This is a genomic window from Enterobacter sp. RHBSTW-00318, from assembly GCF_014101375.1.
Classification (GTDB): Bacteria; Pseudomonadota; Gammaproteobacteria; order Enterobacterales; family Enterobacteriaceae; genus Enterobacter; species Enterobacter ludwigii.
Genome location: NZ_JABXQH010000001.1, coordinates 2,165,804 through 2,185,924, shown reverse-complemented (window position 1 = coordinate 2,185,924; position 20,121 = coordinate 2,165,804). Strand labels below are relative to the sequence as shown.

19 protein-coding genes and 1 other annotated feature are annotated in these 20,121 nt (G+C 54.6%); of the genes, 15 read left to right on the top strand and 4 right to left on the bottom strand.

The features are described 5' to 3' along the window. Positions 1 to 39 precede the first annotated feature (39 nt). The 4 genes from creA to creD are packed head-to-tail and all read left to right on the top strand — an operon-like array spanning position 40 to position 4,047. A complete protein-coding gene (gene creA / locus HV157_RS10900) occupies positions 40 to 510 on the top strand; it encodes a protein CreA (protein WP_014168552.1) in 471 nt (156 codons plus the stop codon). 14 nt (positions 511 to 524) lie between these two features. Beyond that, positions 525 to 1,214, top strand: coding sequence for a two-component system response regulator CreB (creB, locus tag HV157_RS10895; RefSeq protein ID WP_014168553.1), 690 nt, complete (start codon positions 525 to 527; stop codon positions 1,212 to 1,214). Further along, complete coding sequence (gene creC / locus HV157_RS10890) at positions 1,214 to 2,638, top strand: two-component system sensor histidine kinase CreC (RefSeq protein WP_182268192.1); 1,425 nt, start codon at positions 1,214 to 1,216, stop codon at positions 2,636 to 2,638. Before creB ends, creC begins: the two co-directional genes overlap by 1 nt. 56 nt (positions 2,639 to 2,694) lie before the next feature. Then, a complete protein-coding gene (gene creD, locus HV157_RS10885; protein WP_182268193.1) occupies positions 2,695 to 4,047 on the top strand; it encodes a cell envelope integrity protein CreD in 1,353 nt (450 codons plus the stop codon). A 43-nt stretch (positions 4,048 to 4,090) separates the two neighbouring features. Here creD and arcA read toward each other — a convergent pair whose 3' ends face one another. Then, positions 4,091 to 4,807, bottom strand: a complete 717-nt coding sequence (arcA, locus tag HV157_RS10880) for a two-component system response regulator ArcA (RefSeq protein ID WP_003856501.1) — start codon at positions 4,805 to 4,807, stop codon at positions 4,091 to 4,093. Positions 4,808 to 4,902: 95 nt separating this feature from the next. Here arcA and yjjY point away from each other — a divergent pair, with 95 nt between their 5' ends. The 7 genes from yjjY (at position 4,903) to HV157_RS10845 (ending at position 11,684) form a co-directional block, all read left to right on the top strand. Next, a complete protein-coding gene (yjjY, locus tag HV157_RS10875; RefSeq protein ID WP_001541509.1) occupies positions 4,903 to 5,043 on the top strand; it encodes a protein YjjY in 141 nt (46 codons plus the stop codon). A 399-nt stretch (positions 5,044 to 5,442) separates the two neighbouring features. Further along, a complete protein-coding gene (locus HV157_RS10870) occupies positions 5,443 to 6,129 on the top strand; it encodes a tRNA/rRNA methyltransferase (protein ID WP_032679596.1) in 687 nt (228 codons plus the stop codon). 211 nt (positions 6,130 to 6,340) lie between these two features. Continuing rightward, the gene (thrL, locus tag HV157_RS10865) at positions 6,341 to 6,409 is read left to right on the top strand and encodes a thr operon leader peptide (RefSeq protein ID WP_015572623.1); all 69 of its coding nucleotides are present in this window, start codon (positions 6,341 to 6,343) and stop codon (positions 6,407 to 6,409) included. Beyond that, positions 6,348 to 6,465, top strand: a sequence feature (Thr leader region). It overlaps the preceding gene by 62 nt. Positions 6,466 to 6,489: 24 nt before the next feature. Further along, positions 6,490 to 8,952: a bifunctional aspartate kinase/homoserine dehydrogenase I gene (thrA, locus tag HV157_RS10860; RefSeq protein WP_032679597.1), complete on the top strand. Its 2,463-nt coding sequence runs from the start codon at positions 6,490 to 6,492 to the stop codon at positions 8,950 to 8,952. A 1-nt stretch (position 8,953) separates the two neighbouring features. Then, positions 8,954 to 9,883: a homoserine kinase gene (gene thrB, locus HV157_RS10855; RefSeq protein ID WP_014168558.1), complete on the top strand. Its 930-nt coding sequence runs from the start codon at positions 8,954 to 8,956 to the stop codon at positions 9,881 to 9,883. A gap of 3 nt (positions 9,884 to 9,886) precedes the next feature. Then, positions 9,887 to 11,173 (top strand): threonine synthase, encoded by a 1,287-nt coding sequence (gene thrC, locus HV157_RS10850; RefSeq protein WP_025205477.1) that lies wholly within the window; start codon positions 9,887 to 9,889, stop codon positions 11,171 to 11,173. Between the two features lie 211 nt (positions 11,174 to 11,384). Then, positions 11,385 to 11,684, top strand: coding sequence for a DUF2502 domain-containing protein (locus HV157_RS10845; RefSeq protein WP_182268194.1), 300 nt, complete (start codon positions 11,385 to 11,387; stop codon positions 11,682 to 11,684). 31 nt (positions 11,685 to 11,715) lie between these two features. Here HV157_RS10845 and yaaA read toward each other — a convergent pair whose 3' ends face one another. Continuing rightward, positions 11,716 to 12,489: a peroxide stress protein YaaA gene (yaaA, locus tag HV157_RS10840; RefSeq protein WP_063156949.1), complete on the bottom strand. Its 774-nt coding sequence runs from the start codon at positions 12,487 to 12,489 to the stop codon at positions 11,716 to 11,718. 66 nt (positions 12,490 to 12,555) lie between these two features. After that, positions 12,556 to 13,986, bottom strand: a complete 1,431-nt coding sequence (locus HV157_RS10835) for a sodium:alanine symporter family protein (RefSeq protein ID WP_032681687.1) — start codon at positions 13,984 to 13,986, stop codon at positions 12,556 to 12,558. Positions 13,987 to 14,248: 262 nt separating this feature from the next. On the opposite strand from HV157_RS10835, the gene tal reads away from it, so the two are divergent. The 3 genes from tal (at position 14,249) to HV157_RS10820 (ending at position 17,346) form a co-directional block, all read left to right on the top strand. Then, positions 14,249 to 15,202 (top strand): transaldolase, encoded by a 954-nt coding sequence (gene tal, locus HV157_RS10830; RefSeq protein ID WP_014168563.1) that lies wholly within the window; start codon positions 14,249 to 14,251, stop codon positions 15,200 to 15,202. 111 nt (positions 15,203 to 15,313) lie between these two features. Continuing rightward, a complete protein-coding gene (mog, locus tag HV157_RS10825) occupies positions 15,314 to 15,901 on the top strand; it encodes a molybdopterin adenylyltransferase (protein ID WP_020882540.1) in 588 nt (195 codons plus the stop codon). A gap of 122 nt (positions 15,902 to 16,023) precedes the next feature. After that, complete coding sequence (locus HV157_RS10820; protein WP_032681686.1) at positions 16,024 to 17,346, top strand: MFS transporter; 1,323 nt, start codon at positions 16,024 to 16,026, stop codon at positions 17,344 to 17,346. Here the strand turns inward: HV157_RS10820 and satP are convergent. Then, a complete protein-coding gene (gene satP, locus HV157_RS10815; RefSeq protein ID WP_020882542.1) occupies positions 17,323 to 17,889 on the bottom strand; it encodes an acetate uptake transporter in 567 nt (188 codons plus the stop codon). The genes HV157_RS10820 and satP overlap by 24 nt on opposite strands. Before the next feature lie 297 nt (positions 17,890 to 18,186). Here satP and dnaK point away from each other — a divergent pair, with 297 nt between their 5' ends. Then, a complete protein-coding gene (gene dnaK / locus HV157_RS10810) occupies positions 18,187 to 20,100 on the top strand; it encodes a molecular chaperone DnaK (protein WP_014168568.1) in 1,914 nt (637 codons plus the stop codon). The last annotated feature ends 21 nt before the right edge of the window (positions 20,101 to 20,121 follow it).

Genomic DNA, 20,121 nt, shown 5'->3' with positions numbered 1-20,121 from the left:
GAATAATCGCTCAGCGTAATTCTTAAAAATGGTAACAATATGAAATACAAGACTTTGATCTTCACTGCCCTGATGTTGACGGTGGGGCACGCCGCGCAGGCGGAACAGATTGGTTCTGTCGATACCGTTTTCAAAGTGTTCGGCCCGGACCACAAGATTGTGGTGGAGGCGTTTGACGATCCGGACGTGAAAAACGTCACCTGCTACGTTAGTCGGGCGAAAACCGGGGGCATTAAAGGCGGGCTTGGGCTGGCGGAAGATACCTCCGATGCGGCAATCTCCTGCCAGCAGGTCGGTCCTGTGGAGCTGAGTGACAAAATCAAAAACGGCAAAGCGCAGGGCGACGTTGTGTTCCAGAAACGGACCTCGCTGGTGTTTAAAAAGCTGCAGGTGGTGCGTTTTTATGACGCCAAACGCAACACGCTCGCCTATCTGGCCTATTCCGACAAAGTGGTTGAAGGCTCACCGAAAAACGCCATCAGCGCCGTGCCGATCATGCCATGGCACTAATTCAGGGATGAATCATGCAGCAACCTCTGGTCTGGCTGGTTGAGGACGAAATCAGTATCGCCGACACGCTTCTCTACATGCTTCAGCAGGAGGGGTTTGCGGTGAAGGCTTTCGGGCGTGGGTTACCGGTACTGGAAGAGGCGCGGCGGCAGGTCCCCGCGCTGGCGATTCTGGATGTCGGGTTGCCTGACATCAGCGGCTTTGAACTCTGCCGTCAGCTTCTGGCGCAGCATCCATCACTGCCGATCCTGTTCCTGACGGCGCGAAGTGACGAAGTGGATAAGCTGCTCGGGCTGGAGATGGGCGCGGATGATTATGTCGCTAAACCCTTCTCCCCGCGTGAAGTCTGTGCCCGGGTGAGGACTATTCTACGGCGGTTACAAAAATCCACCGCCCCTGCCGAGATCGTTCGTATCGGGCAGTTTGAACTGAACGAACCCGCCGCCAGAATCAGCTGGTATGGGGAGCCTTTACCGCTCACGCGCTACGAATTCCTGCTGCTCAAAACATTGCTGCAGGCGCCGGGCAGGGTCTTTTCTCGCCAGCAGCTTATGGACAAAGTGTGGGGCGAAGACGGCGATAGCTTCGATCGTACCGTGGATACGCATATCAAAACCTTGCGCGCCAAGCTGCGCGCGGTCAATGACGGGCTTTCGCCCATCAGTACCCATCGCGGGATGGGTTACAGTCTGGGGCTTTATTAATGCGTATTGGCATGCGTCTGCTGCTGGGCTATTTCCTGATTGTCGCAATCGCCGCGTGGTTTGTGCTGTCTATCTTCGTGCAGGAGGTCAAGCCCGGCGTGCGCAGAGCCACCGAAGGCACGCTGATTGACACCGCGACCCTGCTGGCGGAAGTGGGGCGAGACGACCTGCTCGCAGGCAATCCGCAGCAGGGCCAGCTGGCTCAGGCCTTTTCACGGCTCCATCAGCGGCCGTTTCGCGCCAACATTGGTGGCATTCATAAAGTCCGCAACGAGTACCACGTCTACATGACCGATGCCACGGGCAAGGTGGTGTTTGATTCGGCGGGCCTGGCGGTAGGAAAAGACTACTCCCGCTGGAATGACGTCTGGCTGACGCTTCGCGGGGAATATGGCGCGCGCAGCACCCAGAGCAACCCTGACGATCCGGAAAGTACGGTGATGTATGTTGCCGCACCGGTAATGGACAGGGGCAACATTATCGGCGTGCTGTCGGTCGGAAAACCTAACAGTGCCATGGCGCCGGTTATTCACCGTAGCGAGCGGCGGATCCTGTGGGCGGGTGGGGCGCTGCTCGGCATTGCCCTGCTGATTGGTCTGCTGGTGGCGGGATGGATCAATCGTTCCATTGGCAGATTGTCGCGCTACGCCGATGCGGTGACCACGGACACGCCTCTCCCGCTGCCTAACCCCGGCAGCAGTGAGCTACGAAAGCTGGCGCAGGCGCTGGAAAATATGCGCATTCGCCTCGAGGGTAAGAATTACATCGAGCATTATGTGCATGCGCTTACTCATGAACTCAAAAGCCCGCTGGCGGCAATCCGCGGCGCGGCAGAGATCCTTAATGAGCAGCCGCCGCCGGCGGTGGCCGCGCGGTTTATCGATAATATTCTGGTGCAAAACGCGCGTATGCAGTCGCTGGTGGAAAAACTGCTCTCTCAGGCGCGTCTTGAAAACCGGGTAGAGATAGAGCCGGTGAGCGTGAGTGTCAGCACGCTGTTTTCACGGCTTGCGGATTCACGCTCCGCCGTTATCACGGAGAAAAATATCATCCTGACCTGCCAGCCCACTTCGCTGCAGGTGCAGGGCGACCCCGAGCTGCTTGAACAGGCGCTGGGCAATTTGCTGGATAACGCCATCGATTTTACCCCGCAGGGCGGGACGCTTCAGCTGGCTGCCGAGGAGACGCCAACCGAGATCCGGCTTACCGTAAGCGACAGCGGAAGCGGGATACCAGACTATGCCATGGCGCGTATTTTTGAACGTTTTTACTCGCTCCCCCGCGAGAACGGGTTGAAAAGCAGCGGGCTGGGTCTGGCATTCGTGCAGGAGGTGGCGCGTCTGCATCAGGGGGACATTGCTCTGCATAACCAGCCAGAAGGCGGCGTGAAAGCCACGCTGACACTTCACCGTCACTTCACATAACTTCAAACTGGCCCCACATAGCCCCGGTACGCTCTCCTCATCACAAAGGAGACGTAATGATGAAATCCCCCCTGTTCTGGAAAGTAAGCACCCTGCTGGGGTGCATTCTGCTGTTGTTAGTCCCGCTCTTTATGGTCAGTAACCTGATTTCGGAGCGTGAGAGCTACCGTAACGATGTTGAACACTCGCTTCGCCAAAGCACCAGCGGGCCGCAAAAGCTGGTAGGACCGCTGATTGCCATTCCTGTCACCGAGGTTTTTTACAAACTTGAGGATGAGAAAAAGGTCGAATACAAAAAAAGCTACCTGCACTTTATCCTGCCGGAATCTCTGCTCGTTGAGGGAAATCAGCGCGTGGAGTCCAGAAGCATCGGTATTTATGACGGGCAAATCTGGAACACCGATCTCAAAATAAAAGCGCAGTTTTCGACGGAGAAAATGGCGCAGCTGAAGGGCGAAACCATGACGCTGGGGCAGCCATTCCTGGTGATTGGCGTGGGTGATGCCCGGGGCATTGGTACTGTGAAGGTCGCAAAAATCAACGGTGAGGCGCTCAGCGTAGAACCGGGAACCGGCGTGTATGGCACACTTGCCGGTATTCATATTCCGCTGAGTGATAAAGCCCTTGAGCCGAAAACGCTCGCCCTTGATATGTCCTTTAACCTGGCGGGGACGGGCACTTTTGCGGTGGTGCCTGTCGGGCGTAACAGCGAAATGACGCTGAGCAGTAACTGGCCGCACCCGGGATTTATGGGATACTATCTGCCTGTTAAGCATCAGATTAGCGAGTCTGGTTTCCAGGCAAACTGGCAGAGCAGCTGGTTTGCTAACAATATGCAAAGCTGGTTCGCCGAGGGCGAGTCACCGGAATGGAGTTCTATCCCGGCCTTTAGCGTGACGGTTGCCACGCCAGCGGATCAGTACCAGCTGACAGACCGCGCGATCAAGTACGCTATTTTACTGATTGCCCTGACGTTTATGGCCTTCTTCGTGTTCGAAACCCTTACCGGATTGCGTCTGCACCCAATGCAGTATCTGCTGGTGGGGTTGTCGCTGGTCCTGTTCTATCTCGTCTTACTTGCCCTGTCTGAGCATGTCGGGTTTACGCCGGCCTGGATTATCGCAAGCCTTGTCGGCGCAATGATGAATGGTGTGTACCTGCAGGCGGTACTGAAAAGCTGGAGGCGAAGCGGGGTGTTTATTCTGGCGCTGCTGGGGCTGGATGTCGTGATGTGGTTCCTGCTGCGTTCTGAGGACAGCGCGTTGCTGCTGGGAGCTGCCGTACTGGCGATGGCACTGTTTGCGGTCATGTACCTGACGCGTCACCTTGACTGGTATTCACTCTCTCAGCCGAAGCGTCCCGTCCCCCCCGTTGAACCTGATGCGGATACGATGCGAGTCTGGAAATAAAAAACGGCGCGAAAGCGCCGTTTTTTTTACTTCAGTTGCCGGATTACTCCTGCAGGTCGCCGCAGAAACGATAACCTTCACCGTGAATAGTGGCGATAATTTCCGGCGTATCAGGCGTAGATTCGAAATGTTTACGGATACGACGGATGGTCACGTCTACGGTACGGTCGTGCGGCTTCAGCTCACGGCCGGTCATTTTCTTCAGCAGTTCTGCACGGGACTGAATTTTGCCCGGATTTTCACAGAAGTGCAGCATCGCGCGGAATTCACTGCGCGGCAGTTTATACTGCTCACCGTTCGGGCTAATCAGTGAACGGCTATTGATATCAAGTTCCCAGCCGTTGAACTTGTAGCTGTCTACGCTACGACGCTCTTCGCTGACCGTGCCCAGGTTCATGGTGCGGGACAGCAGGTTGCGTGCACGAATGGTTAACTCGCGTGGATTAAACGGTTTAGTGATGTAGTCATCCGCACCGATTTCCAGGCCAAGGATTTTATCAACTTCGTTATCACGGCCTGTCAGGAACATTAACGCGACGTTCGCCTGTTCACGCAGTTCGCGCGCCAGAAGAAGGCCGTTTTTGCCCGGCAGGTTGATATCCATGATCACCAGGTTGATATCATTTTCAGAAAGGATCTGATGCATCTCTGCGCCATCGGTCGCTTCAAAGACATCGTAGCCTTCTGCTTCGAAAATGCTCTTTAACGTGTTGCGTGTTACCAACTCGTCTTCAACGATAAGAATGTGCGGGGTCTGCATGTTTGCTACCTAAATTGCCAACTAAATCGAAACAGGAAGTACAAAAGTCCCTGACCTGCCTGATGCATGTCGCAAATTAACATGACCGGCCTAACGTGACTAAAGTACGTAATTGCGTTCTTGATGCACTTTCCATCAACGTCAACAACATCATTAGCTTGGTCGTGGGTACTTTCCCTTTGGACCCGACAGTGTCAAAAACGGCTGTCATCCTAACCATTTTAACAGCAACATAACAGGCTAAGTGACACCAGACACCCAATAAAACTACGCTTCGTTGACATATATCAAGTTCAATTGTAGCACGTTAACAGTTTGATGAAATCATCGTAGCCGAATGCTAGCCTTTGTCACAATTTTTCAATAAACCAACTAGTTGCGTACCTTGATTTATAAACGATACGAATCCAATCAGAAAAGAGTATTCATGAGGTCATTACCATTATAAAACATAAGGATAATAGCCTTCTGTTAACATTCTAACTGATTGTTCAGCCACAAAATAGTTTAGCGTTTTTAATTTGTTCTGAAACGCTATTTCGGTGATTTGTGTTGCATTTTTGTAAATTCGCGCCGCGTAATATGTTGAAGTGCATCACGTTTTTACCCGCTAACTGATTAAAAAGAGAGCATAAATGCATCTGTCGATTGTACTGGTCGCTCCAGCCAGAGCCGAAAATATAGGCGCTGCGGCGCGTGCCATGAAGACCATGGGGTTTACCGATCTTCGCATCGTGGACAGCCAGGCGCACCTCGAGCCCGCGGCCCGTTGGGTGGCGCACGGTTCAGGGGATATTCTCGATAATATAACCACTTACGACACGCTCGCCGCTGCGCTGCACGACATTTCTTTTACCGTGGCGACCACGGCACGCAGCCGGGCAAAGTTCCACTATTACGCCACGCCGGCGGAACTGGTGCCGATGTTAACGGAAAAAAGCCAGTGGCTGACGAAGGCCGCGCTGGTCTTCGGGCGGGAAGATTCCGGTCTGACGAACGAGGAGCTGGCGTTGGCGGACGTCCTGACCGGTGCGCCGATGGTGGCGGATTATCCGTCGCTGAATTTAGGCCAGGCGGTAATGGTGTATTGCTATCAATTAGCCTCCCTAATACAAATTCCTCAACCCCAGGCTGAAGGGGCAGATGAAAACCAGCTGGCCGCGCTGCGCGCTCGCGTTGACCATCTGTTATTACAACTCGGTGTCGCGGAAGATCAAAAAATGGCGGACTGGCTGCATCAGCGACTTGGGCGCCTTGAGCAGCGAGACACGGCAATGTTGCACCGTTTGCTGCATGATATTGAAAAAAAATTAGCCGAGTAAAATGCTGTCATAATTTTTTACTATGGCGTATCCGTCTGTCTGGGTGGGGTGCGTCTGGGGGAATCGGATGAAAATAAATCTGCAAGCAGCGGGACGTGAGAGCGTCCCGAATTGTGATCAAATTAAAAATTCATTGACTTAAGGTGCCCAATCCTTTAACCCTAAAAGAATACAGCACAGACAGATAATAATGACAGAGTACACAACATCCATGAAACGCATCAGCATCACCACCATTACAACAACCATCATCATTACCACAGGAAATGATGCGGGCTGACGCGTACAGGAAAAACAGAAAAAAGCCCGCACCCAAACAGTGCGGGCTTTTTTTTCGGCTAAAGGAAACGAGGTAGAACCATGCGAGTGTTGAAGTTCGGCGGTACATCAGTGGCAAATGCAGAACGTTTTCTGCGTGTTGCCGATATCCTGGAGAGCAACGCCAGGCAGGGGCAGGTCGCGACCGTGCTCTCTGCCCCGGCAAAAATCACCAACCACCTGGTGGCGATGATTGAAAAGACCATCGGTGGCCAGGATGCACTCCCGAACTTGAGCGACGCCGAGCGTATCTTCGCTGAGCTGCTGCAGGGACTGGCGGAGGCGCAGCCGGGTTTCCCGCTCGCACAGCTGAAATCCTTTGTTGAGCAAGAGTTCGCCCAAATCAAACACGTGCTGCACGGTATCAGCCTTTTAGGTCAGTGCCCGGACAGCATCAACGCGGCGTTAATCTGCCGTGGTGAAAAATTGTCGATTGCCATCATGGCGGGCCTGCTGGAAGCGCGTGGCCACAATGTGTCGGTTATCGATCCCGTTGAAAAACTGCTGGCAGTGGGTCACTACCTCGAGTCTACCGTTGATATAGCCGAATCAACCCGTCGCATTGCCGCGAGCAAAATTCCGTCTGACCATATGATCCTGATGGCGGGCTTCACCGCCGGAAACGAGAAGGGTGAACTTGTCGTACTGGGCCGCAACGGCTCCGACTACTCTGCTGCCGTGCTGGCAGCCTGTTTGCGCGCCGACTGTTGTGAGATCTGGACTGACGTCGATGGTGTATACACCTGCGATCCGCGCCAGGTGCCGGACGCCAGGCTGCTGAAGTCGATGTCATACCAGGAAGCGATGGAGCTTTCCTACTTCGGCGCTAAAGTTCTTCACCCTCGCACCATCTCTCCCATTGCCCAGTTCCAGATCCCTTGCCTGATTAAAAACACCGGTAACCCGCAAGCGCCAGGCACGCTGATTGGTGCCAGTACCGATGAAGACGGCCTGCCGGTGAAAGGCATTTCTAACCTGAACAATATGGCCATGTTCAGCGTTTCCGGCCCGGGAATGAAAGGCATGGTCGGTATGGCGGCCCGCGTTTTCGCGGCCATGTCTCGCAACGGTATCTCGGTTGTGCTGATCACTCAGTCCTCTTCTGAATACAGCATCAGCTTCTGCGTACCGCAGGGGGATTGCCTGCGCGCCCGTCGTGCGCTGGAAGAAGAGTTTTACCTTGAGCTGAAAGAAGAGCTGCTGGAGCCGCTTTCTATCCAGGAACGCCTGGCAGTCATCTCGGTAGTGGGCGACGGTATGCGTACGCTGCGCGGTATCTCGGCCAAATTCTTTGCCGCGCTGGCCAGGGCCAACATCAACATTGTGGCCATTGCCCAGGGATCATCTGAGCGTTCAATCTCGGTGGTCGTTGACAACGACGATGCGACAACCGGCGTTCGCGTGGTTCATCAGATGCTGTTCAACACCGATCAGGTGATTGAGCTGTTCCTGATTGGCGTGGGCGGTGTGGGTGGCGCGTTGCTGGAGCAGGTGAAGCGTCAGCAGGAGTGGTTGAAGAAAAAGCACATTGATCTGCGCGTGTGCGGTATCGCGAACTCAAAAGCGCTGCTGACCAACGTTCATGGTCTGAACCTGGAAAACTGGCAGACTGAGCTGAATGATGCCAAAGAGCCCTTTAATCTGGGCCGGTTAATCCGTCTGGTGAAAGAGTATCACCTGCTTAACCCGGTCATTGTCGATTGTACCTCGAACCAGGCGGTGGCCGATCAGTACGCCGATTTCCTGCGCGAAGGTTTCCACGTGGTGACGCCAAACAAAAAGGCCAACACCTCGTCGATGGATTACTATCACCAGCTGCGTCTGGCGGCGAGCAAGTCACGGCGTAAGTTCCTCTACGACACCAACGTGGGCGCGGGCCTGCCGGTGATCGAGAACCTGCAAAACCTGCTGAACGCGGGGGATGAACTGCAGCGTTTCTCCGGCATTCTTTCCGGCTCGCTGTCGTTTATCTTCGGCAAGCTGGATGAGGGCATGAGCCTGTCGGAAGCGACCCGTGCCGCGCGTGAACTGGGGTACACCGAGCCGGATCCGCGAGACGATCTCTCCGGTATGGATGTGGCGCGTAAGTTGCTCATACTGGTGCGTGAAACGGGCCGTGAGCTGGAGCTTTCCGATATCGTGATTGAGCCTGTTCTGCCTGCCGGGTTTGACGACAGCGGTGACGTGAACACCTTTATGGCCAATTTAGCGCAGCTAGACGACGCCTTTGCCGCACGCGTTGCGAAAGCCCGTGATGAAGGTAAGGTATTGCGCTATGTTGGCAATATTGAAGACGATGGTATGTGCCGCGTGAAGATTGCTGAAGTGGATGGCAACGACCCGCTGTTCAAAGTAAAAAACGGCGAAAACGCCCTCGCGTTTTACAGCCACTATTATCAGCCACTGCCGCTGGTGCTTCGCGGCTATGGCGCAGGGAATGATGTTACCGCGGCGGGTGTATTTGCCGATTTGCTGCGTACCCTGTCATGGAAGTTAGGAGTTTAACATGGTGAAAGTTTATGCCCCGGCTTCCAGCGCCAATATGAGCGTCGGATTTGATGTGCTGGGTGCGGCGGTGACGCCGGTGGATGGTTCGCTGCTGGGCGATACGGTAACGGTTGAAGCGGCAGAGAGCTTTAGCCTGAATAACGTGGGCCGCTTCGCCAGCAAACTGCCGACAGACCCGCGCGAGAATATCGTTTATCAGTGCTGGGAGCGGTTCTGTCAGGAGATCGGCAAAAATGTGCCGGTCGCCATGACGCTGGAGAAAAGTATGCCGATTGGCTCTGGCCTGGGTTCCAGCGCCTGCTCCGTGGTCGCCGGACTGGTGGCCATGAATGAGCACTGCGGCAAGCCGCTGAATAATAACCGTCTGCTCGGGTTAATGGGCGAGCTGGAAGGGCGCATCTCCGGCAGCATTCATTATGACAACGTTGCCCCCTGCTTCCTCGGTGGTATGCAGCTGATGATTGAAGAAAATGGCATCATCAGCCAGCAGGTGCCAGGGTTTGATGAGTGGTTGTGGGTGCTGGCCTATCCCGGCATTAAGGTATCCACCGCTGAAGCGCGTGCGATCCTGCCTGCGCAGTATCGTCGTCAGGACTGTATCGCTCACGGACGTCATCTGGCCGGCTTTATACACGCCTGCTACACCCGTCAGCCGCAGCTGGCAGCAAAATTAATGAAAGACGTTATCGCCGAGCCGTACCGCACTAAGCTGTTGCCTGGCTTTAACGAGGCGCGACAGGCGTCAATGGATACCGGCGCACTGGCGTGCGGTATCTCCGGCTCCGGCCCGACGCTGTTCGCCCTGTGCGATAAGCCAGACACGGCGCAGCGCGTGGCGGACTGGCTCTCTAAACACTACCTGCAAAATCAGGAAGGCTTTGTTCATATTTGCCGTCTGGACACGGCTGGCGCACGAGTACTGGGATAACGAATGAAACTCTACAACCTTAAAGATCATAACGAGCAGGTCAGCTTCGCGCAGGCGGTGACTCAGGGACTGGGCAAAAATCAGGGGCTGTTCTTCCCCCATGACCTGCCGGAATTTCAGCTGACCGACATTGATGAACTGCTGAAGCAGGACTTTGTCACCCGCAGCACTAAAATTCTCTCTGCCTTTATCGGCGATGAAATCCCGCAGGAGCTGCTGGAAGAGCGCGTGCGTGCAGCGTTCGCTTTCCCGGCACCGGTTAAGCAGGTTGAGCCGGATGTCGGCTGCCTTGAGCTGTTCCACGGTCCAACCCTGGCGTTTAAAGACTTCGGTGGCCGCTTTATGGCGCAGATGCTGACCCACATCAGCGGCGACAAACCGGTAACGATTCTGACGGCGACCTCCGGCGATACCGGTGCGGCCGTTGCCCATGCGTTCTATGGTCTGAAGAACGTTCGCGTGGTGATCCTCTACCCGAAAGGCAAAATCAGTCCGCTGCAGGAAAAACTGTTCTGTACGCTCGGGGGCAACATTGAGACCGTGGCGATTGACGGCGATTTCGATGCCTGTCAGGCGCTGGTTAAGCAGGCCTTCGATGATGAAGAGCTGAAAGTGGCGCTGGGTCTGAACTCGGCGAACTCCATTAACATCAGCCGTCTGCTGGCGCAGATCTGCTACTACTTCGAAGCGGTTGCACAGTTGCCACAGGAGGCGCGCAATCAGCTGGTCGTCTCCGTACCAAGCGGCAACTTTGGTGACCTGACGGCGGGCCTGCTGGCGAAATCGCTCGGTCTGCCGGTAAAACGCTTTATCGCCGCCACCAACGCCAACGACACCGTGCCGCGCTTCCTGAAAGACGGTAAATGGGCGCCGAACGCCACGCAGGCGACGCTTTCGAATGCGATGGACGTAAGCCAGCCGAACAACTGGCCGCGTGTGGAAGAGCTGTTCCGCCGTAAGGTCTGGCGTCTGGGCGATCTGGGTTATGCCGCGGTGACGGATGAGACCACCAAAGCCACCATGCGTGAGCTGAAAGCGGTGGGGTACACCTCTGAACCGCATGCGGCGATCGCCTACCGTGCGCTGCGCGATCAGCTGAATCCGGGGGAGTATGGCCTGTTCCTGGGAACGGCTCATCCGGCGAAGTTCAAAGAGAGCGTGGAAGTGATTCTGGGTGAAACGCTGCCGCTGCCAAAAGAGCTGGCCGAGCGTGCGGATCTGCCGCTGCTTTCGCATGAACTGCCCGCGGATTTCGCCGCGCTGCGTAAGTTGATGATGACGCGCGGATAACGGTTCTGTCACCCTATGCAGGCCGGGTAAGGTGAAACTTACCCGGCTTTTTTTATGGAGAAATTAAGGAGGAAAATAGCAGTAAAAAAGCAGAAATTCCCAATAAATGCGGTCACTTAGCGATTAGGATTGCAGAGAATAACATCCCCCGTCCTCCTCACGTATTCTCCTTACATCGGCCCACATCGGGTAAATGAATAAGGAGTCACCTATGTCTAAACTGAAACCTGCTCTGCTGGTGCTTTCAATGATGCTGGTCGCTCCGATGGCGGTTCAGGCCTCTGAAATCACCCTCGTCCCTGCGGTAAAACTGCAGATTGGCGATCAGGATAATCGTGGTCACTACTGGGATGGTGGCCGCTGGCGCGACCATGACTGGTGGAAGGCTCACTATGACTGGCGCGATAATCACTGGCGCCCACATGACGATCATCACGATCGTCATCATGATGACCACCATCACGATCGTCACGACGACCCGCGTCCTGGCCCGGACTGGAAACACCATTAATGCAAAACCCCGCCATCTGGCGGGGTTTGTTTTACTGCTCGTGGCGCTTAAACACCAGTTCGCCTTTTCCTGACGCTTCTTCATCGAAGAAGTAGCCTTCGCTGTTGAAGCCGGTCAGTTGCTCCGGCTTCGTCAGGCGGTTCTGAATGATGTAGCGGCTCATCAACCCACGCGCTTTTTTGGCGTAGAAGCTGATGACCTTGAACTTGCCGTTTTTCTCATCGAGGAAAACGGGCTTAATAATTTCCGCATCCAGCTTTTTGGGCTTCACCGATTTGTAGTATTCATCGGAGGCCAGATTGATCACCACATTATCGCCCTGAGCATGCAGCGCAGCGTTCAGTTTGTCGGTGATGATATCACCCCAGAAATGGTACAGATCTTTGCCTTTAGGGTTTTCCAGGCGGATACCCATCTCCAGACGATATGGCTGCATCAGGTCCAACGGGCGCAGCACGCCGTACAGACCTGACAACATGCGCAGATGCTGCTGGGCGAAGTCGAAATCGGCTTCGCTAAAATCTTCCGCCTGCAGGCCGGTATACACATCACCTTTAAACGCCAGAAGCGCCTGGCGGGCGTTGTTTGGCGTGAAGTCCGGGTGCCACTCGTGGAAACGGGTCGCGTTAAGATCCGCCAGTTTGTCGCTGATGCTCATCAGCGAGGCAATTTGTGGCGCAGAGAGCTTACGCGCGACGTGAATCAGCTGTTGCGAATAGTCCAGCAGTTCAGGCTGGGTATAGCGCTCGGTGGCGAGCGGGCTCTGGTAATCGAGCGTTTTAGCAGGTGAAATCAGAATCAGCATATCCAGTCCTTGCAGGAAATTTAGAGCGACTTTAGCAAAAAATCGCCCTCAATTGATCGATAGCTGTTATTGCCGTGGCAAATCATCCCAGGTGCCGGGCGCAATTTGCGCCTGGATGTCGGGATAACGCGAGGCATCAAAGACCGGTGGTACGCCCAGTTTGCGCTGACGAAGATAGTCCCGTGCGATAAGCGTAACCACGGGTGAGAGCAGCAGGATCGCCGTCAGGTTAGTGATGGCCATGAGCGCCATAAAGACATCCGCCAGTTGCCAGACCAGCGGCATACTGAGCAGCGAACCTGCTAACACCATCAGTATCACCCCGAGGCGCAGCAGCGTGATCATACGGCGGGAGTCCACTTTCAGGAAAATAAGGTTATTTTCGGCGTAGAGGTAATTCACAACAATCGAGCTGAAGGCGAATAACAGCAGGATGAGCGAGACAAACCCGGCTCCCCAGCCGCCCGTCAGATTCACCAGTGCCTGCTGAAGCAGTTGTATGCCGGCTGTTTCCGATGAGTGAGGTACCGGGCCGGCCAGCAGCAGGATCATGGCGCTGGCGGAACAGATAATAATGGTGTCCGTAAAAACGCCAATCATCTGAACAATGCCTTGTGCCGCCGGGTGAGGCGGCCAGGACGCGGCGGCGGCTGCGGCATTGGGCGTTGATCCCATACCGGCTTCATTGGAGAACATTCCGCGCTGAAAGCCCGACATCAGCGCCTGGCTGAAGGTATAACCCAGTGCGCCCGATGCCGCCTCACGCCAGCCAAATGCGCTTTTGAAGATGGTTGCAATCACTTCCGGCACCTGCTCGATATGCCGTGCGGCGACGAACAGGCTGGCGGCAACCCACAGCAGCGCCATGACCGGCACCAGCCACTGCATCAGGCGGGCGACACCTTTTAGGCCGGTCGAAATGGTCAGCAGGATACAGAGGGCTAAAACAAGCCCGGTGATCCACTCCGGACACGCAAAGGCATAGCGCAAGGCATGGGCGACAGAATTCGCCTGAACGGTATTAAAAATCAGACCGTACGCGAGCAGTAAAAACAGCGAAAACAGCACGCCCATCCAGCGCATTCCTAAGCCACGCGCCATGTACCAGGCCGGGCCGCCGCGAAACTGTCCGTTTTTATCTTTTTCTTTGTAGAGTTGGGCGAGGGCGCTTTCGGCAAAGGAGGTGGCCATCCCGATAAGCGCCGTGACCCACATCCAGAAAACGGCGCCCGGGCCACCGGCGCTGATGGCCAGTGCTACCCCAGCCATATTACCGCTGCCGAGGCGTGCGGCAATGCTGGTGCAGAGGGCCTGGAAAGAGGTTAATCCGCCCGGCTGGGGCGTGACGCTGTTTTTCAGACTTCTGCCAAATTTGCGAATATAACGAAACTGGATAAACCCGCTGCGTAGCGTAAACCAAATACCTGCACCCAGCAGCAGGTATATCATTATCGAACCCCAAAGGACTTCATTAATAAAGAAAAGGAAATCAGGCATTAACGTCCCTCTTGTTGATGCCAAAATGAATATGTAAGCGCTACCACTGATTGGACATGCTGTTACTTAGCAGCCTGTTAATATTCTGAGTTTATCATACTCTGTCTAAGCGCACTGTCTGCGGTTGCGCTACCCCTCCGTCGTGTTATCATCAGGGCAGACCGGTTACATCCCCCTAACAAGTAAACCTGTCATTTTTCCGCTGCAGGCATGCTGTCGGTAGCGTGAATTATCCAGGGCACGTTAAAAGAGAAACACTATCATGACGGATAAATTGACCTCCCTTCGTCAGTTCACCACTGTCGTAGCTGACACCGGAGATATCGCGGCAATGAAGCTGTACCAGCCGCAGGATGCCACCACCAACCCTTCTCTGATCCTTAACGCCGCACAGATCCCTGAGTATCGCAAACTGATTGACGACGCAGTGACCTGGGCGAAAGCACAGAGCAACGACCGCGCGCAGCAGGTTGTTGATGCCACTGATAAACTGGCCGTGAACATTGGTCTGGAAATTCTGAAACTGGTTCCTGGCCGCATCTCTACCGAAGTTGACGCACGTCTCTCCTACGACACCGAAGCGTCTATCGCCAAAGCAAAACGTCTGATCAAAATGTACAACGATGCCGGCATCAGCAATGACCGCATCCTGATCAAACTGGCGTCGACCTGGCAGGGTATTCGTGCAGCTGAACAGCTGGAAAAAGACGGTATCAACTGTAACCTGACGCTGCTGTTCTCCTTCGCACAGGCGCGTGCATGTGCGGAAGCCGGCGTATACCTGATTTCTCCATTCGTTGGCCGTATTCTGGACTGGTACAAAGCCAACACGGATAAGAAAGAGTACGCGGCATCTGAAGATCCAGGCGTCGTTTCCGTGACCGAAATCTACGAATACTACAAACAGCACGGTTATGAGACTGTGGTGATGGGCGCAAGCTTCCGTAACGTAGGTGAAATCATCGAACTGGCTGGCTGTGACCGCCTGACCATCGCCCCGGCACTGCTGAAAGAGCTGGCTGAAAGCGAAGGTGCTATCGAGCGTAAACTGTCCTACACCGGTGAAGTGAAAGCGCGTCCGGAGCGCATCACTGAATCTGAGTTCCTGTGGCAGCATAACCAGGATCCAATGGCTGTAGATAAACTGGCGGACGGTATCCGTAAGTTTGCTATCGACCAGGAAAAACTGGAAAAAATGATCGGCGACCTGCTGTAATCATTCTGCGTGACCGGGTTCCCGGTCACGCTACTTCTTTCGTACTCTGTCTGAATTTCCCCTCTGCGTGTATCATTCCCTTTAATCAGTACTTTTTTGAATGGAATGGATATGAATACCTTACGCATCGGCTTAGTGTCGATTTCTGACCGCGCCTCCAGCGGTGTTTATCAGGATAAAGGCATCCCCGCGCTGGAAGAATGGCTGGGCAGTGCGTTGACAACCCCCTTTGAGATCCAGACCCGCCTGATCCCTGACGAACAGCCCATTATCGAACAGACACTCTGTGAGCTGGTGGATGAGATGAGCTGCCACCTGGTATTGACCACGGGAGGCACCGGACCTGCGCGCCGGGACGTCACTCCGGATGCCACGCTGGCGGTTGCCGATCGTGAGATGCCTGGCTTCGGTGAGCAGATGCGCCAGATCAGTCTACACTTTGTGCCGACGGCGATCCTCTCCCGTCAGGTCGGGGTGATCCGCAAGCAGGCATTGATTCTGAATTTGCCGGGCCAGCCGAAGTCCATCAAAGAGACGCTTGAAGGACTGAAAGCGGAAGATGGCAGCGTGATCGTGCACGGGATTTTTGCAAGTGTACCGTATTGTATACAGTTGCTTGACGGTCCGTATGTGGAGACCGATGAGAAAGTGGTAGCAGCTTTTCGTCCGAAAAACGCCCGTCGCGAGACAATCTCCTGAAATTAATCAATATGTGACATTAGCTGAAGCGACGGTGGCGTGGTAAGGGTTTTACGGTATAGTAATTTTTTCTTTACGTTTGCTGTAAAAATAAATCCACAATACAAGCCAAATGGTTCGCTATGTCACATAACACCCGACCTCTGAATCGACAGGACTATAAAACCCTCACGCTCGCGGCCTTAGGCGGTGCGCTGGAGTTTTACGACTTCATCATCTTCGTCTTCTTCGCCGCCGTGGTGGGGGAACTTTTCTTCCCGGCAGATATCCCGGAGTGGTTGCGCCAGGTGCAAACCTTCGGCATTTTTGCCGCCGGGTATCTGGCACGACCGCTGGGTGGCATTGTGATGGCCCACTTTGGTGACCTGGTCGGGCGTAAGAAGATGTTCACGCTTAGCATTTTACTGATGGCCGTGCCGACGCTGGCCATTGGTCTGCTGCCCACTTACGCCTCAATGGGCATTGTTGCTCCGCTGCTGCTGTTGCTTATGCGCATTCTTCAGGGGGCGGCAATTGGCGGCGAAGTGCCGGGGGCCTGGGTGTTTGTGGCGGAGCATGTGCCGGCGCGCCGCATCGGCATCGCCTGTGGAACCTTAACGGCGGGGCTGACTGTCGGTATCCTCCTCGGTTCAGTGGTGGCCACTATCGTGAATACCAGCATGACGCAACAGGCGGTTCACGACTGGGGATGGCGCGTACCGTTCCTGCTCGGCGGGGCGTTTGGCCTGGTGGCGATGTATCTTCGCCGCTGGCTGCAGGAGACACCTATTTTCCTTGAGATGCAGCAGCGCAAGGCGCTGGCACAGGAGTTGCCGGTAAAAGCCGTGGTGGTGCGCCACCGGAGCGCGGTTGTGGTGTCGATGCTGCTCACCTGGCTGCTGTCGGCGGGCATCGTGGTCGTTATCTTGATGTCTCCGGTATGGCTGCAAAAGCAGTACGGTTTTGCGCCGGCGGTAACGTTGCAGGCAAACAGTATCGCCACCATTATGCTCTGCTTTGGCTGTCTGGCCGCGGGGCTGGCCGTTGATCGTATCGGTGCCGGCCTGACTTTCATCATCGGCAGTCTGCTGCTGGCTGCGTCGAGCTGGGCGTTTTACCACCTGGCAGGCAGCCATCCTGAACAGCTGTTCCTGCTCTACGGTACGGTCGGGCTGTGCGTGGGGGTTGTCGGTGCAGTGCCGTATGTGATGGTGCGAGCTTTTCCACCAGAGGTCCGCTTCACCGGGATCTCTTTTTCCTATAACGTCTCTTACGCCATCTTTGGCGGGCTGACGCCGATTGCGGTCACGGTGTTGATGGGAGTATCCCCGATGGCACCCGCCTGGTATGTGCTCGCGCTGTCGGTGATGGGGCTGGTGTTAGGCATTTGGCTTCGGCAGAAACAGGGATGTCGTGCCCGCGAAGCGGACACGACAGATGGATCAGTGTTTTTCACCAATCGGTAGGATGGTGCGGTCAAACTGCTCGTTCAGCACTTCACCCATTGCCAGGTAGATAGCGCTTGCGCCGCACACCAGACCAATCCAGCCGGCAATATGCACGATGCTTTCGTTATCCACGAGGTGGCCGATCGCCAGCAGGGCGAACAGCACGGTCAGGCTCAGGAAAACAAACTGCAGTGCGCGGTTGCCTTTCAGGGTGCCGAAGAACATAAACAGTGTGAATACGCCCCACAGACCAAGGTAAACGCCCAGGAAATGTGCGTTTGCCGCGTCTGCCAGGCCCATTTTAGGCATCAGCAGGATCGCGACCAGGGTCAGCCAGAAAGAACCATAAGAGGTGAATGCGGTTAAGCCGAAGGTGTTGCCTTTCTTATATTCCAGCAGGCCCGCGAAGATTTGCGCGATACCGCCGTAAAAAATGCCCATCGCCAGGATAATGCCATCCATCGGGAACATCCCGATGTTGTGCAGGTTCAGCAGGATAGTGGTCATGCCAAAACCCATCAGGCCCAGCGGAGCCGGATTAGCCAACTTAGTGTTGCCCATAAGTCCTCAAAAAAATCATCATTAATATGGTGAAATGGTTAAACCCGCGTCAGTTCTCCCTGACGGGGCGCGGCATCATAATGGGCGCAATCAATGCCGTCTATGATCTCATCAGGGTGAAATTAAAAATTTTTTTTACCGTTCCCCCTTGATGGACGCTGGCGCGACCCCATCTTGTAGTCAACCGCAGTGTGTGGACCTGAAAAAAATCAATTGTGGGCAGTTGAAAAAGCACGTTCTGCCCTTATTACAGGTACACAACCACATGTTGACTGAATTTTAAGTGGAGACGTTTAGATGGGTAAAATTATTGGTATCGACCTGGGTACTACCAACTCTTGTGTAGCGATTATGGATGGCACTACCGCACGCGTGCTGGAGAACGCCGAGGGCGATCGCACCACGCCTTCTATCATTGCTTATACCCAGGATGGTGAAACTCTGGTTGGTCAGCCGGCTAAACGTCAGGCAGTGACAAACCCGCAAAATACCCTGTTTGCGATTAAACGCCTGATTGGCCGCCGCTTCCAGGACGAAGAAGTTCAGCGTGACGTTTCTATCATGCCTTACAAAATCATCGCAGCAGATAACGGCGATGCATGGCTTGATGTGAAAGGCACCAAAACGGCACCACCGCAGATCTCTGCTGAAGTGCTGAAAAAAATGAAGAAAACCGCAGAAGATTACCTGGGTGAACCGGTAACTGAAGCTGTTATCACCGTTCCTGCTTACTTCAACGATGCTCAGCGTCAGGCAACGAAAGATGCTGGCCGTATCGCAGGTCTGGAAGTAAAACGTATCATCAACGAACCAACCGCAGCGGCACTGGCTTACGGTCTGGATAAAGAAGTTGGCAACCGTACTATCGCGGTTTACGACCTGGGTGGTGGTACTTTCGACATCTCTATTATCGAAATCGACGAAGTTGATGGCGAAAAAACCTTCGAAGTTCTGGCAACCAACGGTGATACCCACCTGGGTGGTGAAGACTTCGATACCCGTCTGATCAACTACCTCGTTGACGAGTTCAAGAAAGATCAGGGCATTGACCTGCGTAACGACCCGCTGGCAATGCAGCGCCTGAAAGAAGCCGCTGAGAAAGCGAAGATCGAACTGTCTTCCGCTCAGCAGACCGACGTGAACCTGCCGTATATCACTGCAGACGCGACCGGTCCTAAACACATGAACATTAAAGTGACCCGTGCGAAACTGGAAAGCCTGGTAGAAGACCTGGTGAACCGTTCCATCGAGCCACTGAAAGTTGCTCTGCAGGATGCTGGCCTGTCCGTGTCTGATATCAACGACGTTATCCTCGTCGGTGGCCAGACCCGTATGCCAATGGTTCAGAAGAAAGTGGCTGAATTCTTTGGTAAAGAGCCACGTAAAGACGTTAACCCGGACGAAGCAGTGGCTATCGGTGCTGCCGTTCAGGGTGGTGTGTTGACGGGTGATGTGAAAGACGTTCTGCTGCTGGACGTTACCCCGCTGTCTCTGGGTATCGAAACCATGGGCGGTGTGATGACGGCGCTTATCACCAAAAACACCACTATCCCTACTAAGCACAGCCAGGTGTTCTCTACTGCTGAAGACAACCAGTCTGCAGTAACCATCCATGTGCTGCAGGGTGAGCGTAAGCGTGCGGCGGATAACAAGTCACTGGGTCAGTTCAACCTGGATGGCATCAACCCGGCGCCACGCGGTATGCCGCAGATCGAAGTAACCTTCGATATCGATGCTGATGGTATCCTGCACGTTTCCGCGAAAGACAAAAACAGCGGTAAAGAGCAGAAGATCACCATTAAGGCCTCTTCCGGTCTGAACGAAGAAGAGATCCAGAAAATGGTTCGTGAAGCAGAAGCGAACGCGGAATCTGACCGTAAGTTCGAAGAGCTGGTTCAGACCCGTAACCAGGGCGACCATCTGCTGCACAGCACCCGTAAGCAGGTTGAAGAAGCCGGCGATAAACTGCCAGCTGAAGACAAAACGGCTATCGAAGCTGCACTGAGCGCGCTGGAAACGTCTCTGAAAGGCGAAGACAAAGCGGATATCGAAGCGAAGATGCAGGAGCTGGCACAGGCTTCTCAGAAGCTGATGGAAATCGCTCAGCAGCAGCACGCCCAACAGCAGGCTGGCGCTGACGCTTCTCAGAACAACGCGAAAGACGACGACGTTGTCGACGCTGAGTTCGAAGAAGTGAAAGACAAAAAATAATCGCCCTGATGCAGGGTAATT

Coding starts and splice junctions, on each gene's coding strand:
- creD (WP_182268193.1), top strand. CDS start 2,695: ATGATGAAATCCCCCCTGTTCTGGAAAGTAAGCACCCTGCTGGGGTGC.
- satP (WP_020882542.1), bottom strand. CDS start 17,889: ATGGGCAACACTAAGTTGGCTAATCCGGCTCCGCTGGGCCTGATGGGT.
- yaaA (WP_063156949.1), bottom strand. CDS start 12,489: ATGCTGATTCTGATTTCACCTGCTAAAACGCTCGATTACCAGAGCCCG.
- creC (WP_182268192.1), top strand. CDS start 1,214: ATGCGTATTGGCATGCGTCTGCTGCTGGGCTATTTCCTGATTGTCGCA.
- HV157_RS10835 (WP_032681687.1), bottom strand. CDS start 13,986: ATGCCTGATTTCCTTTTCTTTATTAATGAAGTCCTTTGGGGTTCGATA.
- HV157_RS10870 (WP_032679596.1), top strand. CDS start 5,443: ATGCATCTGTCGATTGTACTGGTCGCTCCAGCCAGAGCCGAAAATATA.
- creA (WP_014168552.1), top strand. CDS start 40: ATGAAATACAAGACTTTGATCTTCACTGCCCTGATGTTGACGGTGGGG.
- tal (WP_014168563.1), top strand. CDS start 14,249: ATGACGGATAAATTGACCTCCCTTCGTCAGTTCACCACTGTCGTAGCT.
- thrB (WP_014168558.1), top strand. CDS start 8,954: ATGGTGAAAGTTTATGCCCCGGCTTCCAGCGCCAATATGAGCGTCGGA.
- HV157_RS10845 (WP_182268194.1), top strand. CDS start 11,385: ATGTCTAAACTGAAACCTGCTCTGCTGGTGCTTTCAATGATGCTGGTC.
- thrC (WP_025205477.1), top strand. CDS start 9,887: ATGAAACTCTACAACCTTAAAGATCATAACGAGCAGGTCAGCTTCGCG.
- mog (WP_020882540.1), top strand. CDS start 15,314: ATGAATACCTTACGCATCGGCTTAGTGTCGATTTCTGACCGCGCCTCC.
- arcA (WP_003856501.1), bottom strand. CDS start 4,807: ATGCAGACCCCGCACATTCTTATCGTTGAAGACGAGTTGGTAACACGC.
- creB (WP_014168553.1), top strand. CDS start 525: ATGCAGCAACCTCTGGTCTGGCTGGTTGAGGACGAAATCAGTATCGCC.
- thrA (WP_032679597.1), top strand. CDS start 6,490: ATGCGAGTGTTGAAGTTCGGCGGTACATCAGTGGCAAATGCAGAACGT.
- dnaK (WP_014168568.1), top strand. CDS start 18,187: ATGGGTAAAATTATTGGTATCGACCTGGGTACTACCAACTCTTGTGTA.
- HV157_RS10820 (WP_032681686.1), top strand. CDS start 16,024: ATGTCACATAACACCCGACCTCTGAATCGACAGGACTATAAAACCCTC.